General features: G+C 33.1%; 10 protein-coding genes. 1 reads left to right on the top strand and 9 read right to left on the bottom strand.

Going from position 1 to position 18,022, the window contains the following annotated elements:
* Positions 1–96 precede the first annotated feature (96 nt).
* The 8 genes from QZZ51_RS09170 to QZZ51_RS09135 form a co-directional block, all read right to left on the bottom strand.
* A complete protein-coding gene (locus QZZ51_RS09170) occupies positions 97–1,455 on the bottom strand; it encodes a Gfo/Idh/MocA family oxidoreductase (RefSeq protein ID WP_291868924.1) in 1,359 nt (452 codons plus the stop codon).
* A gap of 7 nt (positions 1,456–1,462) precedes the next feature.
* On the bottom strand, positions 1,463–4,084 hold the full coding sequence (locus QZZ51_RS09165; protein ID WP_291868922.1) for a sodium/solute symporter: 2,622 nt from the start codon (positions 4,082–4,084) through the stop codon (positions 1,463–1,465).
* A gap of 643 nt (positions 4,085–4,727) precedes the next feature.
* The gene (locus tag QZZ51_RS09160) at positions 4,728–7,844 is read right to left on the bottom strand and encodes a glycoside hydrolase family 2 TIM barrel-domain containing protein (protein WP_291868920.1); all 3,117 of its coding nucleotides are present in this window, start codon (positions 7,842–7,844) and stop codon (positions 4,728–4,730) included.
* A gap of 82 nt (positions 7,845–7,926) precedes the next feature.
* A complete protein-coding gene (locus QZZ51_RS09155) occupies positions 7,927–11,385 on the bottom strand; it encodes a family 20 glycosylhydrolase (RefSeq protein ID WP_291868918.1) in 3,459 nt (1,152 codons plus the stop codon).
* Positions 11,386–11,427: 42 nt separating this feature from the next.
* A complete protein-coding gene (locus QZZ51_RS09150; RefSeq protein WP_291868916.1) occupies positions 11,428–13,506 on the bottom strand; it encodes a GDSL-type esterase/lipase family protein in 2,079 nt (692 codons plus the stop codon).
* 36 nt (positions 13,507–13,542) lie between these two features.
* Positions 13,543–14,667, bottom strand: coding sequence for a sialidase family protein (locus QZZ51_RS09145; RefSeq protein ID WP_291868914.1), 1,125 nt, complete (start codon positions 14,665–14,667; stop codon positions 13,543–13,545).
* Between the two features lie 17 nt (positions 14,668–14,684).
* Positions 14,685–15,458: a creatininase family protein gene (locus QZZ51_RS09140; RefSeq protein WP_291868912.1), complete on the bottom strand. Its 774-nt coding sequence runs from the start codon at positions 15,456–15,458 to the stop codon at positions 14,685–14,687.
* Positions 15,459–15,476: 18 nt separating this feature from the next.
* Complete coding sequence (locus QZZ51_RS09135) at positions 15,477–16,634, bottom strand: AGE family epimerase/isomerase (protein ID WP_291868910.1); 1,158 nt, start codon at positions 16,632–16,634, stop codon at positions 15,477–15,479.
* Positions 16,635–16,765: 131 nt separating this feature from the next.
* On the opposite strand from QZZ51_RS09135, the gene QZZ51_RS09130 reads away from it, so the two are divergent.
* Positions 16,766–17,485: a GntR family transcriptional regulator gene (locus QZZ51_RS09130; RefSeq protein WP_291868908.1), complete on the top strand. Its 720-nt coding sequence runs from the start codon at positions 16,766–16,768 to the stop codon at positions 17,483–17,485.
* Here the strand turns inward: QZZ51_RS09130 and QZZ51_RS09125 are convergent.
* Complete coding sequence (locus QZZ51_RS09125; protein ID WP_291868906.1) at positions 17,472–17,924, bottom strand: YhcH/YjgK/YiaL family protein; 453 nt, start codon at positions 17,922–17,924, stop codon at positions 17,472–17,474. The two genes, QZZ51_RS09130 and QZZ51_RS09125, sit on opposite strands and share 14 nt — an antisense overlap.
* Positions 17,925–18,022: the final 98 nt, after the last annotated feature.

Genomic DNA, 18,022 nt, shown 5'->3' with positions numbered 1-18,022 from the left:
ATTACAACTAATCCTTAAGAAGCCCTTAAACGGCACTCCCTAAGGATTTAACTTTAACTTACAGATTAATGCTTTTTCTTTATTTTACGACTATACTTAATAGGAATCTTTCATCCAGTTATAAGGCTGTCGTTTTACCCAATTTCCCCTAGTGAAATCTGGAAAATCTTGAGGTTCCCCATTATTTTCTATGGATGCTTCCGAAAGCGGAGTTATAGAGCTCCAAGCAGCTGCATCATAAACATCTAATGGTGGCGCAATATTATCTTTAGCTGATTCTACAAAAGCATTTAGTACAAAAAAGTCCATACCACCATGACCTGCGCCTGTTGCCAACTCACCATACTTTTGCCATAATGGATGATCATATTTCTTTAACCATTCGTCCGATTCATCCCATTGATGCGGCTTTGACTTACCTTCAATGTATATTCGATTCCCATCTACTTCCCATAAACCATTTGCTCCTTGCACCCTAAACCCCAATGAGTAAGGTCTTGGTAAATTACAGTCATGGGTAACAATAATAGTTTCTCCATTAGAAGTTTCAATAGTAGAAGTTATAACATCCCCTTGTTTAAATTTTAATTTAGCATTGGGGTGATCTTTTCCGCCTTGTTCAACAATATAATTATTTAGCCCTATGCCTTTGGTCGCATGTGACGTTAAGGACATAAAACGGTTCCCCCTATTGATATCACACATGGTCGCAATGGGACCTACACCATGGGTTGGGTAAACATCGGCATTTCTTAAAAGAGAATGTTGCGTACGCCACTTAGCTTCAGAATAGCCTTTATCACCAAACTCTACACCTCCTCCATAAGGTTGCTTGCCATTATTGAATTTTACTACTCGCAAATCGTGTTGATAACCACATCTAAAATGCACCAATTCGCCAAAAACATTTTGTTTAACCATATTTAAAACAGCTAAAACATCTCTACGATAATTTACATTCTCTAAAATCATTAAATGCGATCCAGTTTCTTCATGGGTATTGACCAAATCCCAGCATTCTTCCATCGTATTCGCTGCGGAAACTTCCAATCCTGTATATTTTCCTGCTTTCATAGAATCAACAGCCATTTTTGTATGCCACAACCAAGGTGTTGATATAATAACGGCATCGACATCTTTTAACTCTAAAAGGTTTCTATAATCAGAATCAGAATTACCAAAAACCTTAGGCTTAGTTAATTCATAATCCAACATCATTTTTAACCCAATATTTATACGTTCTGGGTCTACATCGCATATTGCAGTAACTTCTACATCCTCTCTATTAATGGCATTATTTAAATGCATAATACCTCTCTGACCAATACCTATAAAAGCCAGTTTTAGTTTTTTATTAGAAGTACCCTTCATAGACCCAAAAGATAGATTAGGAAGAATAGATAGACTTGCTCCCGCTAGAGCTGTTTGTTTGACAAAATTTCTTCTTGAACTCATATTAATTTTATTTATTCCTCAATTCTTTTTTCTTATCAGGAAATACTAAACTAAAGATATACCCGAAAACAAAACAGGAAGCTACACCGAAAAACGAGTACATTAAAAAGTTAATTTCCGTAAACACACTTATATACCAAATTAAAACAGCACTAACCATTAACCCTAGCAATGTACCTGTGGCATTAGCTTTCTTTGTAAGCATTCCCAAAAGGAACATACCTCCTAGGCCTCCTGTAAAAAGACCTAAAAAACGATAAAACTGATCCCAAAGTGATTTAATATTAGAACTTGCCATCCAAAGAGCTAGCAATACACCAAGCACTCCCGTTACAATAGTTACCAGCCTTGCTATTCGCAATAATTTTAAATCCCTTAAATCTGGATTAAAATGTAAATGAAAATCATTACAGTATGCTGTTGATACAGAATTTAAACTACTACTAATACTCGACATAGCTGCAGAAAAAATACCAGCTACCAAAAGACCAGAAACTCCTTTAGGCAACTCTTGTACAATGTACCATGGAAAAATAGAATCGTTATTAGAAATAGTAGGAGGAAGTTTATTAGGCATTTCGGTATAGAACATAAATAAAAGTGTTCCTATACCAAAAAAGATAATAGTTGCTGGCAAGGTAAGTACAGCATTGGTATATAGCGTTTTCTGAGAATCTTTAACGTTTGAACTCGTTAAAAAACGCTGCACAATTGTTTGATCTGTACCCTGAGTAACCATGGCAGAGGCAAGACCCCCGATAAAGACTACCCAAAAAGTAGAATCTGTAAAATTAAGTTCTAAATTGATTATATTAAATTTATCTCTATCCGAAGCATAGGTTATCATATCTCCAAAAGAAGTTTCTGTATGCATCATAATCCACACAACTGCTAAAATACTTCCGCCAAGAAGCACAATTACTTGCATAACATCTGTCCATATAACAGCTTCTATACCTCCAAAAGTTGTATAAAACACACACAGAACACCCATTATCAAAATACTAATCTCTACTGGAATACCAGTTACAATTGAAATTGCCAAAGAAGGCAACAAGAGTACGATTCCTATTCTTCCAAGTTGAAATAAAATAAAAGAAAAACTTCCGAAGGCTCTTGCGGTATAGTTGAATCGGTCCTCAAGATATTCATATGCCGTTTTGATTTTTAATTTATTAAAGAAGGGAATAAAAATAAAAGCGATTAAAGGCGTTATAAGGATAGCCGTAATGTTCAAAAAAAAGAAAGACCAATCGGTTATAAAAGCCTTGGCAGGAATTGCCATAAAGGTTATTGCACTTAGCAATGTTCCAAAAACACTTAAACCTGAGGCCCACCAAGGTATACGACCTCCCCCAACAAAATAATCATCAGTAGACTTCTGTTTGCGCGCAAAATAAAGTCCTATTAATACTGATATTAATAAATATAATGCTAAAACACTATAATTAATTACCCCAAAAGAATTACCTGTATCAGCAGTTTTAAAAACTTGAACCGTTGGAGTACGGATACCTGGAGATAGCTCTCCAGAAACAAGAATAAAATCTTCTTTATCTTTAAAAGAAAGTGCCGTAACCGGAATTTTTGTCGAAAGCGTATCATAAACATACCATTTTTTAGTAATGGTATTGTATGCCAAGATATCTTTTGAAAAGCCCGCATGATTGTTTAAAATATCGTCTCTTCTACTTATTAATTCATCTACTCTTGCTTGGCTTGGCCCAGCCTTCAATTGTAAGGCTAAATTTTCTAATTCATTAAAAAGCAGCTCATCGCTACCTCCATAAACCATAATATGCATAGACCCTTTAGACTCTATTGAAGCTCCCATCAATACTCTAGGTTCTCCATCTATGGTAAGGTCACCTTCTTCTTTCCATATTTTTTCTTTAAAATCATAAGACAAGTAATTTGTCAGTGTTTGTGATTTTTGCCCCGATACTTCGCTCCGTCCTCCAATCACAAATAATTTTTTATTTGTAGATGTTTCTTGGACAGCTGTAGAATGCAAAGCTCTGGATATCCCTGGGTAATTGGTTAATTTTTCCCAATTCTGTGGATTCTTTAAATTTAACCTATAAAATGAATTGGTGCTGCTCTTAGAATTTTTTCCCCCTACTACATACACAAAATTTTCATCTACCACAGCAGATGTAAATGCCAGGGGTTCGGGAAGGTTTGGGTACTTTGAGATACTTACTTCTTTTAATGATGTGTTGTAAACCAACAATAAAACTTCATCACTTACAAGGGTTTCATTATTTCCTCCAATACATAAAATTCCTTTATCTATTAGTACCGATGCTGAATAGGCCATAGGCACAGGCAATTCTTTTGTAGATAAGCGCCAAGTATTGTTTTCAAAAATATAAATATTCTTACTCCATTCTTTTTTACCGCCTTGCCAAGGTAATCCATTTGGAAAGTTAGCCCCACCAGCAACCACAAGAACTCCATTACTAATACCACCCAACATACCTGCATAACCAAGGGACGCAATACTGTCATTTTGTGCAGGTAAACTAGGTAATTCTAAAACGTCTAATTTTGAAATCTCTTGACCATAAGAATTAATGCCAACTAAAAACATTAAGATTAGGATTACTACATTTCTGTTTTTTATCATTTTAAAAAGAATACACCGTTAATAAAAAATATTTTTTAATCCAGAAAACACCTCATTTTTACTTATATTATACTAGCCTAAAAGGCTCAGTAATAATACTTAATTCTGAAAAATTACTTGGCTAAGATAACAAAAATTAACATAATTGTATTATGTATTACATATAACATTTAAACACACACTTTTGTTAAGTAACAAGCATTTAAACAAAATCCATTTTAAAAAAAACTATAAAAAAGGTTAAAATTAAATCGTTCTTAATTTTAACCTTTTTTATAGTTTCGCTACAGTTGATAACAAAAAAATACCTTTAGTTCTAGAATACATCGTAAATTAAATGGCCTTCTGACTTTATAACGGTTTCCTCTTTTCTACTAAAATAATAAACACACATGCCTTGTCTAAATTAACTTACCCAATCCCCTCTTCTAAAAAGGCCCTTAATTTTATAGAAAAGAAAAACAAGTATGCTATTACATTTACACATCTTTGATTACGTTTTACCCTAATAATTAGGGATACTAAAGAATGATGTTTGGCTGCTCCTTGTTTTCCTTTTATATATTTTAATTTCTACATGTAACTAAAAAGAAGAATCTATTTAATATTTACTCCTTAATTGTTTTATGCTTAATTGCATTATTTATTCAACTACAGGAACCATCCAGTAGGAATAAATATAATCTTTGTAAGCTAATAAATACGGTTCCATAGGCAATCTCCCCCAACTGTTAATACTTCCCAAACCTTGTTGAAAACCATCAATATTTATAAAAACTTCTTTTCTAGGATCTAGCTCACCAGCATGCTTTTGTGTTTTCTTTTCTCCAGAATTTAAATCGTCTTCGCTATAATTAAGTGCTGAAAAGTGAAACGGTTTATCGCTTAAAAACTTAATTCCGGAACCATCTGATTTCGTTAAAGTCACCCATCGTACATCTAGTTTATTTCCCGTTTCTTGCGGACGGATATAGGGGAAATATTGTTCTGCGATAGTTTGCTCATACAATCCAAATTTTGCAGCATGCTGCCTGTCTGCATACGCCTCAAAAGGGCCTTTCCCGTAATACGTTATGTTTTTATAATCTTCTGGCAAAACAAGTTTATTTCCGAATTTATAGAAGTTTGGGTGCTTTCCTTTTATTGCTTTTAAAGCATTAGTAACCTTTATTGCCCCGTTTCCATTTACTACATAAGTTTCGATTAACTTGGCATCTCCCTTAAACAAATCTCTTGTGAAACTTATTTGCATTTCGTTTTTCGATGTCTGCTTCACAGCGGTTATTACTGTTCCCGATGTACCAGCATATTTCCAAGTTTTATATTTCTTTTGTGTGCCAGCTCCATAATCATTATCTATTGGTGCGCGCCAAAAATTAACTTGCGGCCCATTAGTTAATAGATTTTTATTGTTAAACGTATAAGTTGTTAATTGCCCCGTTTTTTTACTAAATGTTAATTTAAATACTTTTCCGATTACGGTTATAGAGTCTCCATGCATTTTATAGCTTAACACATTGGTTGCTTTTTTAGGCAAAACTACAGTTGCTTCTTGCAGTTTAAATTGCTCGTATGCTACCACATGGTTCGCTTTTAATAAAGGTTCGTCTGTTTTCAACACAGCCGATACATTTAAAAAATATTCCGTTCCATTTTTTAATTGCGTTTTAAAAGGAACATTAATTGCTTTTATAGATTGAGGCGCAACTACAATATCGTTAATAACACCTGTTTCAATAACATTACCATCCCCTATTACTTCCCAGTTTAATTTGTAGTTTGACAAATCTCTAAAGAAATACCAGTTTTTAATATCAATTACTCCATTCGCAAGATTATTTTCATAAAACTTCACATTTTGATGTACATAGGCTACTTCGTAAATATGAGGATTTGGCTTACGGTCTGGCTGTACCAATCCATTATTTAAGAAGTTATTATCACTTGGTACATCTTCTGGTCCAAAATCTCCGCCATATGCATAAATTTCCTTACCATTTTTCGTGGTTTTTATTCCTTGATCCACATAATCCCAAATAAAGCCTCCCTGTAATTTATCATACTTTTCAAATAAATCCCAATACTCTTTAAAACCTCCCATACTATTTCCCATAGCGTGTGCATACTCGCATTGCACTAAAGGCTTTGTAAATCTATCATCGGTTGCATATTTCTCTACTTCTGCTGGAGTTGCATACATTGGAACAAACAAATCTGTATTCCACTCAAGAGCTGCACGTTCATATTGGGTCGGTCTAGTTGTATCTAGTTTCTTTGCTAACAAATATGATTCATAAAAATTATAGCCATTCCCAGCCTCATTACCCAAAGACCAAATGATGATAGACGGATGGTTTTTATCTCTTTGCACCATACGCTTTACACGTTCAAGATGCGCATTTAGCCATTTAGGATTGTTAGCCAAAGTTCTATGTAGGTCATACCCCATGCCATGAGATTCTATATTAGCTTCATCTATTACATAAATTCCATATTCATCGCACAGCTCATAAAAATAAGGGTCATTTGGATAATGACACGTCCGTACCGCATTAATATTATATTCTTTAAATATCTGAACATCTCTAAGCATGTCTTCTCTAGAAATCACATGTCCTGTATCAGGATCGTGCTCGTGTCTGTTTACGCCTTTAAATAAAATAGGTTTCCCGTTTACTAAGTATTGCCCGTTTTTAACCTCAGAAGTTCTAAATCCTAATTTACTAGAAACTGCTTCTAAAACTAGTCCTTTTTTATCTTTGATAATTATGTTTAATTCATATAACTCTGGGACTTCGGCAGACCATGTTTTTACTTGAGCAATAGTCTCTTTAAACGATAAAGTTTTAACGGAATTAACAGCTATATCATAAATTGAAGATGCAGTGTAAACCGTTTGGTTATTTTTTACAATTTCAACAGCTACTGTTCCTTTTTGTTTTTTGGTAGTTATATTTTTAACATCAACCGATAAATCAAAAACACCATCGGTATAATTATTTTTTAGCCCTGCTTTTGCAAAATAATCTATCAATTGCACTTTTGGTCTAGCATACAAATACACATCTCGTTCTATTCCAGAAATTCTCCAGAAATCTTGGCACTCTAAATAACTACCATCACTCCATCTATACACTTCTAAAGCAATGCTATTTTTACCTGCTTTAACAAAATTAGTGATATCAAATTCCGCAGGAAGTTTTGAGCCTTGGCTATACCCTACTTTCTTTCCATTAACCCAAATATAAAAAGCCGATTTTACAGCTCCAAAATGAATAAATAAATCCTTTCCATTAAAATTCTCAGGAACCGTAAAATCTCGTTTATATGAACCTACTGGATTATGTCCATCTGGAATATCTGGCGGGTTCAATTCCCCTTTTTGAAACGGATAGCGTACATTCACATAAATAGGAATCCCAAAACCTTCTACTTCCCAGTTTGCAGGTACTTTTATTGTGCTCCACTTAGAAGTATCATAATCTTCTTTATAAAAATCTACTGGTCTTAATTTTGGCGTTTCGGAATAATTGAATTGCCAAACTCCATTTAAAGAAAAATGATTTTTTGCTTTTGCAAGATTACCCTCTCTTGCTAATTCTAATGAGTTATAAGGAAAGAAAGTTGCCCTTGCATCTAATTTATTAATGCCCAAAACATTTGGATTCTCAATAACAGGATCAAGTGTTTGGGTTTGACCAATGGTAATTCCTATAAACCATAGAAAAACTACTTTTAAAAGGTGATTTGTTTTTTTCATTTATTTATATATTAACTTAACTAATTCTTATTTTATATAATTTACTCCCTACTACAAAACCTTTTGCTATTAGTTTAATACACTATGGAATTCCTTCCTTTTTTACTATAGGAATTGTAAACCCAACCGCCCCAACACCTGTGATTGCATCAACAATCCATGGTCCTATAAAAGTTATTATACTCTCTGGATAAGTATCATTTAAAACATATGTTAAACTGTCTCCCACAGAAATATTTTGTCCAGAAAATATTAAACGTACTTTTTTTAAATTTTCAGCAATAACTTCTACACTAGAAATAGAAGATGTTCTTCTATTATTTATAGCAAATTGGTTGTGCTTTACGGAATAGGTAATACCACCCACTATTAAATTAGGTTGAATTACGACCTCTTTATTAAATTCTATGATAAGACTAGAAGGAGATTCAAGTACTACCTTTATTAATTTTGGTGCCTCATAATCCAATTTTCCTCCATAAAAATCGAAACTAGCCAAATTAGAAATCCAATTTGCCAAAACCTCATAACCATGGGCATGATAGTGACAACCATCGGGTAAAAAATAATTTCCATTTGTCTTCTTGGGATTTTCCGAAAAACCATGGCGGGTTAAAATTCGAATATTTTCATTTTCTTCGGTAAATTGCCGTTGTGCTTCTCTTATAGATTGATGACCACTTATAGAATTACATCCAGGAGGTGTCTGAATAATATAAAATTTTTCAAAAGTATAATCTGACTTAAAATTTTTATATAATTTATTAAGTGCTTTTTTATAATCCAATATAGCCGTCCCCGCATTATTTTCACCTTGGTTCCAAATAAAGGCTTTGATTTTATTTTTTAAACCCGATGCTATCAATCGGTATTGTAAACGCCCGTAAGGCGTGTCTAAATCTTGTTCTTTTGTTTTTTGATAAAATGAAATGGAACCACCACCGCCAGCACCATTTATAATCGCTACGGGAACACCTTCCGATGCTACTAAATTAATTCCGATATTCATACCCAAAACCCCAACCATACCATTACCCACAAGTTGTGCACCGCCACGAATATCAGGAGCTTTCCCACTGGCCATATACCAGTCTATATTTTTTGCTTCGGGGTAAATAGCGGGTTTATTGTAAACATGCATTGCACCAATGGTCCTTACCCATTGGAAATCAGAAAATACATCTTCGTCATTATAGACATTATCGTAATCCATAGCCCAAGCGTTGGATTGCCCATTTATTACATATACATCCCCTGCAGTTACATGGGTAGCACTTTTAATTAGCATCTCTTCTCCATCATTTAATTTAGAGAACAACTCTATCTTATAATTATGTTTTATGGCTTCAATTTCTATAAAGATAGAAAATTGATTTTGAGTAGCAATAGTTGTTCTTGTTACAATACCTTTATCCCGATGCACTTTAACTATTAAACTGTCAACAGACTGGTCTGCAATCCCTGAAATTTTAATAGTTGCCTTATTATTAGCATCCCTGGAATAAAGTTGATAATTTTTAGGGAAAGAGTTTATTGAAACTTTGGATGTTTGGTTAAAAACGGTTCTAAACTTTAATTCATTTACTTCACTTACCTGCTCCTTCTTAACACTTACAGGCACACAAGTAAATGTCCATTTCCATGAATTTCCACCATGCGGTATTTTCAACAACACTTTATTCCAACCCTTTTTAAGATTTACTTTTGTGGGAGTTCTATAAAAATAATCCTCATCAATGAACGGAATTTCATCCGTTTTACTTCCTAAATTTGGTTGCTTCCAAACAGGAGGAGCAATTTGAGTATCATTCACCCAAATTTTAGGATTTGTAGTGTGCCATTGTCCTTGATTAGGAAAAGGTCCTCCACGCCTTCCTCCTGAACGTGACCATCCTTGAAAACCAATCCAAAAATCTTGCTTTTGGTTAGTTGGGGAATAAATTTCTGAATAAGCATAAAAAGTACCTGTTTTTTCTTTAGTTAAAGTAGGGAAGTCAAAAAAATGTTTAAAATAAAATGTGCCTCCAGCCCTGGGCTTAGACCACTTATACTCTTTACCATTAACATGGTAAGATTCTTTTAAGATATCTTCAACAGGGAATTTTTTTAAAACATCTCCTTTATGATTAAATGGGCCTATGACATTCCACATAATATTGGTTTGTTTTACATACGGAAACTCTTTTCCTTTAAAAAACAAATCTCTATGCGTTATCACTTTTTTTTCAAAATTTTGAAACGCCTTAAACTCTTTTTTTTCGCTTGTTGGTAATTTAGCCCAATACTGTAAGTAATTTTTTTTACGCCCTTTCCATATTGCATCGGCATAAAAAACGATAGAAGAATAAATAGGGTTCTGTTTTAATATATCACGCTCCATCGCTACATTATTATCTGGCCATGCACATAAAACTCCTCCTAAAGCTAATGAATCACTTTTTGCTTGTCTGCAAGGTTGCTGAAAAAACAATCTTACCATCCCTGCAAAGGGATCCAAATGGTTTATATAGTTGGCTCTTGAATCTATAAAACGATGTCCTTCTCTGGGTTCGTGTTGTGCCCATAATTGATTAATAGACATGGTATCTTCTTTTACTTCTATTCCCTCTTTCCAAACAATGAGCTCTCTATTATTTTTTTTAACAAGGTTCATTATTTCTTGAATAAAATCCTTCGAAACATATTCTTCTTTATTACGCACTTCGTCAGTTCCTATATGTATATAAGGCATCTCTTCGGCAGAAGCAAGGGAACATAATTCATTAAACAAATCTAATAAAACAGAAAGTGCTTTTTCATCTTTCATAGATTTAAAGGCCATGGCACTCCTAAAGGCTTTCGAATGCCCTGGAATATCAAATTCTGGAATAACCGTAATGTGGCGTGCTTTACAAAATGCCAAAATATCTTTAAAATCCTCTTGTGTATAAAATTTACCTTTTCCACGGAAAGTGGCTACTCTAGATTGTAATTGCGGATATAATTTACTTTCCAAGCGCCATCCTGGGTCGTCTGTTAAATGCCAATGAAACACATTATACTTATATTGAGACAACACTTCAATTTGATCTTTTAATTGAGGTATTGACTGAAAATTCCTCCCGGTATCATGCATAAAACCTCTAATCTTAAAAGCAGGCCAATCTGTCATTTTAAGCTTGGGAAACACCCCTTTTTTATCTTCTTTTCTAAAAATTTGTTGTAATGTTTTTATTGCATAATAAGCACCTTTTTCTGTTTCTGCCCAAATTTTAATTTCAGCATCAATAATTAGCTTGTAGGCTTCATTAGCATTATGAACAGGGATATTTTTTTTAATAATCTGAATCTTTAATCCTTTTGAAGATTGTTTAATACCATTCTTTTGGAAAAACCTCCTTAGCTTATTTGTTTCATCTATAAAATCAGACTTAATAATATTAATATCCTTAAATACAACCTCACTTTCGTCATATTTAATTTCTTGTGCCGTGGGAATTATGGGATACTTTTCCTCTAGATCTATTACTGATTGACTATAGCTATGATTGAAAAAAAGCATAAAAAATATAAAAATTAAATTATAACAAACGCTCTTCATATGTTACATCTCTATATTTGAAAATGTGGAAGCTGGCAATCCGTTTTCATTAATTAAATTACCTTTAGTAAACGGTGTATATCCATATTTTACGTATCTAGGTTTTTTTATTTTTGACGACCAAACTTGTAAAATATTTTTTACGATTTTTGCTTTAGCAGGAACAAAAACCTTATCCTCGCTCGCTATAAAAATATCCTGTAAGGGTTTATTGTTTCGTATTTTTAAACCTTCCCCATATTTAAAATAAACCTGTAGCTTATTATTTTTTACGTTTACAAAGTCTAAAATAGGTCCTGAAAAAAACTCTTTTTTATTATAATTTTTATGAAGCGCTAAGTTAGAAAGCCGCTTACCAACTACCCATTTTTTTGGGGGGTGAACATCTGTTTTATGGCCGACATCTAAAGATACCACCATCCCTGTATTAGGAATTTCGAGTAACCTTCTTTGAGAATCTCTTAACGACCCCCAATTTGGTCTATCTATACTACTTAACTGCACGTAATAGAATGGAAGACTCTCATTACTAAAATGATATCGCCAATCCTTTACCAACATTTTGAATAATTTTGAATAGAGTTGCACATGCTCTGTATTCGACTCTCCTTGATACCAAATAACACCTTTTATAGTATATTTTTTAATTGGTAAAATACCTGCATCAAACAAAAATGTGGGTTGATATGGATGTCTAGCCCTAATTTTATGTTTATCCAAATCTTTCATATTCAGCAAGATTCTTTCCGCAACCCAAGTATCTACCATCGGATTTAAATGAGTGTCATTCAATACATCTATAGTTTCGTGTTTTTGCTCCATAGATTCTCTACTTACCCAACTTTGAATGGGAGAACCTCCAATGGCATTGCATATAATTCCAACAGGAACATTAATTTCTTTCTGAATATTATAAGCAAACGAATAGGCTATTGCAGAAAAATTTTTGAGAGTTTCTACGTTTGAGCTTGTCCATCCTGAACTATGAAAATAATCGCGAGCATTACAATTTTTAAGCTCATTTTTAGTAAAATTTTTATTCGATAAAGCTTTCCCATCCATCGAAAATAAGAACACATTAGCACTTAAAGAATCCTTTAATACTGTTACTGCATTTTTCATATCTTGAACTTTAAAGTCCATATTAGATTGCCCAGATGCCAGCCAAACTTCACCTATATAAACATTATCTATTTCTATAGATTTATTGGGTGTACAGAACTTTAGAGAATAAGGTCCACCTGCTTTCATAGGTTCTAACTCCATTTTCCACTCCCCTCTAAAATTTGCTTTGGTAAGCTTTACTTTATTATTAAACTCAACCGTAACGGTTTCATTAAAATTAGCAGTTCCTTCCAACAATATAGGTTCATTTCTTTGCAACACCATATTTTCACCATAAAGTATCGGTAATTTTAAACCTCCAGAATCACCACTTATAGCAGCATAATTTTTTTGAGCTATTATTTTAGCACCTTCTTTTGTTGGGTGTAAATTGTCTGGAAATATCTCTGGAAACCTATATAAAGGCTCGTGCAAATCAATGATTTCTGTCGAAGACTTTTTTGAAATTTGTTGAATTTTAGATTGGATTTCCTTAAAATTCTCCCGCATACCTTCTTCGAACCAATGGTGGCCTGAAAATGTCGGACTCATTTTACAAATGATAACTTTTGGTTTAGAAGGTAAATTTTTATAAATCGTAATCATTTTTAAATAATCACTTTCAAACTCCTCTTTATGTTCTGGCCAATTATTATTGCCTTGATCATTTAAGCCTAAGTGGATGATTACTATATCTGGCGCAAACTCTTGCGACTTTGTAAACTGAAGCGTATTCCAATACGGTTTATGTCCATTTTTTAACATAGTAGCACCTGAATAACCGAAATTTACGACTTCATAATCAGCACCTAATAACTGTTGTAGTTGCTCTGGATAACAATTTTCTTCTCTATCCCCAATACCATAGCCATACGTAACACTATCACCTACACATGCCACTTTTATAGTTTGACTATTGCCTATAAATAAAACACAAAATAAAATACAGATAATAAATAAACTTTTTTTTGAGTTCATGGTTTTTTCTTTTAATTGAAAAAGCCTGTCTTCTTACTATTTCACAGGCTTTTCATACTTATCCTTACCATCGGTAAGCCATTTTAATGAAAAACTGGTAAATGTATTCTTTACATACTCATCTTGCTCAAAAAACAAACCTATATCACCATTTTCAAGAATGGTTAATGAAGAATATGCCGAAGGTCCTTTATAAATTGTTTTACCTTCTGACCATGTTTGACCTTCATCATAACTTATTCTTACACTCATATTTACCCGTCCTTTTTCAGATTTAGCATTAGAAAAAAGAAGTCTATTTTTTTTGTAGCCATCTTCTACAGATGTGTATCTAATTATACTAGCATTGCAACCAGGATCTATTAATTCTGGTGCAGGTTTCGTATCCCAATTTCCCCCATTATCTTTTGAAACATGCACGTAGCGCAATCCCTCCCCATTTACACGAGCATTTATCATTAATGCTCCTCCTGCAAGTTCTATTACCTTGGATTCATCGGCAGGTTGAATGGGTACATTTTTAAAATACCAAGTCTCCCCATGATCATCGCTTCCAAATAAGTGCAACCCACTATTTAAATTTACCATAGTGTGCAGCAGTTTTCCGGAACGTGTTTGTATACCTCTCCCCGATGTAATAAATTTAAAATCTTTATGCCATTCAGGTTTCGTAATTTCAGAAGTTATATCTTTTGGTTCACTCCACGTTTTACCATTATCACCACTTTTTACCACATGTAAATAGTAAATATCCTTTTCATTATCTAAATCCATATAATTGTAAAACAAAAATATCTCATTGGTTACGGTATCTAGAATCATTGAAGGATCGGAAGCGGATTGTCCATAAGGAAAATTGATTACTGTTTCTATTTCTGACCAGGTTTTACCATTATCTTGACTTCTTCTAATAATAATATTAATGTCTTTACTCCACTTTAAATCACCACAATTAGGTACGCGTTCATCAATAGCAGCAATTAGGTCCCCGTTCGCAGCAGTTATTAAAGCAGGAATCCTGTAACATTTAACACCTTCATCCATAGAAGCATTAAATAAATCCTGAAATACGGGCTTATCTTCTACTGTTTTTTTTATCTGGTTTTGACTTATACAATTAAAGCAGCATACCAAAATTAATATTGAAAATATTTTCTTCATTTTAAAAATTCTTTTATTTATTCGAACATATTATTAATATCGGTATGGTTAAGTTCTTCCATAAAAACGGCAATTTTTTTAATAACGGCATTTAAAAATGCCTCTCCCTTTTCTTTGGTCGCTAGTTTAGGGTTCCCTACGCCAGTATCATCACTTATTTGCGACCATTTACGTTGTGCAGAAACCCAGCCCTCCTTAAGTCCGTTTATTTTGAATGCTTTTTCTTTTCCTTTTCCTGCATGTTCCATAGATAATACCAAACTAGGTTCTATATGCAACATAGCAGATGTTTCTAATTCTCCTGCATGGTCACCAGGCTCCGCAAAATAGTCATTCGCATTTGCTGCTTGCCACCAGTTCAATGCACAAATAAACACTTTTGGAAACTCTAAACTTAATTCTCTAATTAATTGTTTAAAATTATTTCCTCCGTGTGCATTGATAATCACTAATTTTTGAATACTCTGTCCATTTAACACTTGAACGATATCTCTTAAAACAGCATATTGAGTACTTGGACTCATATTCATGCACAATGAAATATCCATTTGCCCTGTATTCACTCCAAAAGGAATGGTCGGCAACACAACCACTTTTGCTCCGTTATTCCATGCTTTCTTTGCTGCATGAATAGCAACATACTCCGCCTGAAAGTTATCTGTAGCATATGGCAAATGGTAGTTATGAGCTTCTGTTGCTCCCCAAGGTAAAATTGCAACGTTATAAGATTGTTCTTTTACTAATTTCCAATTGATTTCTGCTAAAACATAAGGCCTTATTGTATCTGCCATTTAGTATATTTAATATGGTTACTCTTTTTCTATCTTATCAAAAGATTTCCAACATTGGAACATCGCTCGCGGCACATGAAAACACCCTTTCCATTTTCCTCCTTTTAAATCTAACAAAACCTCTCCACGTCTGTTTAAATACCCATACCATTCTCCATTTTCAGGGTCTGAAAAATGTGTCCAAGCATAATCATGAACTTTTTTATACCATTCTAAAACTTCTGGATTTTTAGTATGTTCATAAGCTTTAGCTAAAGCCACTAACGCTTCTAAATGCACCCACCATAGTTTTTGATCCCATTCCAATTGTTGAGGCGGATACCCCTTGGAATCCATAAAATAAAAGATTCCTCCGTACGCATTATCCCAACTAAATTTTAGAATATTCAGTATGGTTTGTGTTGCTTTTTCAATTAACACATTATCATCCCTTCGTACAGCAATATCTATCATAAACCACATAGCTTCTATACCATGCCCTGGATTTAATAAACGTCCATTAAAACTATCATGATGGCTTCCATCCGGTAAAACATTTTCATAGATTAAGCCTGTTTCCTTATCTAGAAAAACATCCATTACCTGACTTACGCTGTAATCAATAGTTTTCTCTACCTCTTCCTGCTCTAACACCCCTTCAAGTTCTAATACAAGGTTGGATAAAATCATAGGCAATGAAAAACCCTTTAGCGGAACTGCACCAGTATTTTTTTCATAAATTCCTTTAGGATTATCTTTACGTTTAAGTATATTATTATAGGTTCTTCTTGCTAATTCTTTAATTTTTTCATCTCCAGACGCTATAGCATACTGACTAAAAGCCATAGCTGCAAAACAATCCGAAAAAATATTGTAAGGTTGTATTAGTGGCTCTCCTTCTCTTGTTGTTGAAAAGTAAAAGTTACCATCCTTATCCATGCCATGTTTTATAATAAAATCTATACCATGCTTTGCTATTTTGAGCCAACTCTCTTTTTTATCTAATCTATTATACAACATAGAAAATGTCCAAGCTTGGCGAGCTTGAAGCCAAATAAATTTCTCTTTTTCATACACTTTACCTGTTTTATCTAAACAGGTAAAATAACCTCCATATTGCGTATCTATAGAATGTTTTTCCCAGAATGGGATGATATCATTTAATAATGTATTTTTATATAAAGTTTTATATCTCATTCCGTATATTATTCCCAAATATTCAATTGAATACTCAATTTAAAAAATTACTTTTGTTTATTATGTAGTACATAATACGAATTTACTAAAATAAATTTTATGAATTACATTTGTAATAAATTAAATCTACCATGAAAAATAGAATAAATATCACCCCTTTAACCAATCTTAGCTTGGTAGATAAAGTAGAAATAAGCATTACAGAATATATAAAGCAGAACAAACTTGAAGTAGGAGACACTATACCAAAAGAAATGGAATTTTCTGAGGCTTTAGGCGTAAGTAGAACGGTTATTAGAGAAGCTTTATCCAGACTAAGAACCATAGGCATTATTGAAACCAAAAAGCACAAGGGCATGGTTCTTTCTCACCCAGACTTTATTCAAAATTTCGAAAAAGTAATAGGCACCAATTTATTAGGTGATGAAACATTAAAAGATATTTTTGAACTTCGTTTAATTTTAGAAATGGGTATGATAGATTTATTGTTTGCCCGAAAAACAGAACAAGATTTAGTTGAGCTTGAAAAAATTGTAACCAAAATGGAGGCAAAAAACTCAAAGTCTACTCTTTTTAGCCTAGAGAATGAAGTTGCTTTTCATGGAAAATTATATGAAATGTCTGGAAACACAACTTTACAGAGGTTTCAAAACTTATTATTACCCGTGTTTGAATATGTACATGACCACAAATTACCTAATACCGAGACTTACGAGTACTCTAAGAAATTTGTAAGCCATCGAGAGCTTTTAAATTATTTGAAAGAAAACAACATAAAAGGATTTAGAAAAGGTTTAGCGCAGCATTTAGAACCTCACTTTAACAGAGTTTTAAACCCTACAAAAGTTTAACTTTTACTACTACTTTTTTGACTATTGCTATGCTATCTAATTTAATCTCTGGCATATGTATATCATCCGGAAAAAAGACAGCAAACATACCTTTCTTAAGCGTTATTAAATCGTAAGGTTCAAGAAACAACATATAGTCGTCAACAGCATCATATTCTTTTTTTGGTTTTTGGTTCACCAAAGTAGTCACTCCTATTTGTTCTGCACCTTCTACTATATAATGAATATCAATATACTTAAGATGAGATTCTAGAAGGCTATCTTCTTTATTTTTTGTTTCATATTCTTTTAAAATCGCAAAAACATCTTCCCCCTCAATCTCGTACTTTCCATCTGGGATATTTAAAAAATCTGTACTTTGAATATAAAGCAAAGCTTTATTAATACCCGCATGTATTTCTTTATACAACTCTCTATTTTCTAGTTTATCTAAAATCATTTTTTTAACAATATATTAAACAAAAAAAATCAAGCTAAAATATTAATTGAAACTTGATTTTTTTGTTTGAAATTTAAAATTTATTTACTTAAAAAAGG

This window comes from Maribacter sp., assembly GCF_016744255.1.
In the GTDB taxonomy this organism is placed as follows: domain Bacteria; phylum Bacteroidota; class Bacteroidia; order Flavobacteriales; family Flavobacteriaceae; genus Maribacter_B.
This window is presented reverse-complemented; position numbering and strand designations above follow the sequence as displayed.

What these genes read in the sequence shown, in the direction of transcription:
- QZZ51_RS09160 (WP_291868920.1), bottom strand. Translation starts at nt 7,844, where the DNA reads ATGAAAAAAACAAATCACCTTTTAAAAGTAGTTTTTCTATGGTTTATA.
- QZZ51_RS09125 (WP_291868906.1), bottom strand. Translation starts at nt 17,924, where the DNA reads ATGATTTTAGATAAACTAGAAAATAGAGAGTTGTATAAAGAAATACAT.
- QZZ51_RS09150 (WP_291868916.1), bottom strand. Translation starts at nt 13,506, where the DNA reads ATGAACTCAAAAAAAAGTTTATTTATTATCTGTATTTTATTTTGTGTT.
- QZZ51_RS09155 (WP_291868918.1), bottom strand. Translation starts at nt 11,385, where the DNA reads ATGCTTTTTTTCAATCATAGCTATAGTCAATCAGTAATAGATCTAGAG.
- QZZ51_RS09145 (WP_291868914.1), bottom strand. Translation starts at nt 14,667, where the DNA reads ATGAAGAAAATATTTTCAATATTAATTTTGGTATGCTGCTTTAATTGT.
- QZZ51_RS09165 (WP_291868922.1), bottom strand. Translation starts at nt 4,084, where the DNA reads ATGATAAAAAACAGAAATGTAGTAATCCTAATCTTAATGTTTTTAGTT.
- QZZ51_RS09140 (WP_291868912.1), bottom strand. Translation starts at nt 15,458, where the DNA reads ATGGCAGATACAATAAGGCCTTATGTTTTAGCAGAAATCAATTGGAAA.
- QZZ51_RS09135 (WP_291868910.1), bottom strand. Translation starts at nt 16,634, where the DNA reads ATGAGATATAAAACTTTATATAAAAATACATTATTAAATGATATCATC.
- QZZ51_RS09130 (WP_291868908.1), top strand. Translation starts at nt 16,766, where the DNA reads ATGAAAAATAGAATAAATATCACCCCTTTAACCAATCTTAGCTTGGTA.
- QZZ51_RS09170 (WP_291868924.1), bottom strand. Translation starts at nt 1,455, where the DNA reads ATGAGTTCAAGAAGAAATTTTGTCAAACAAACAGCTCTAGCGGGAGCA.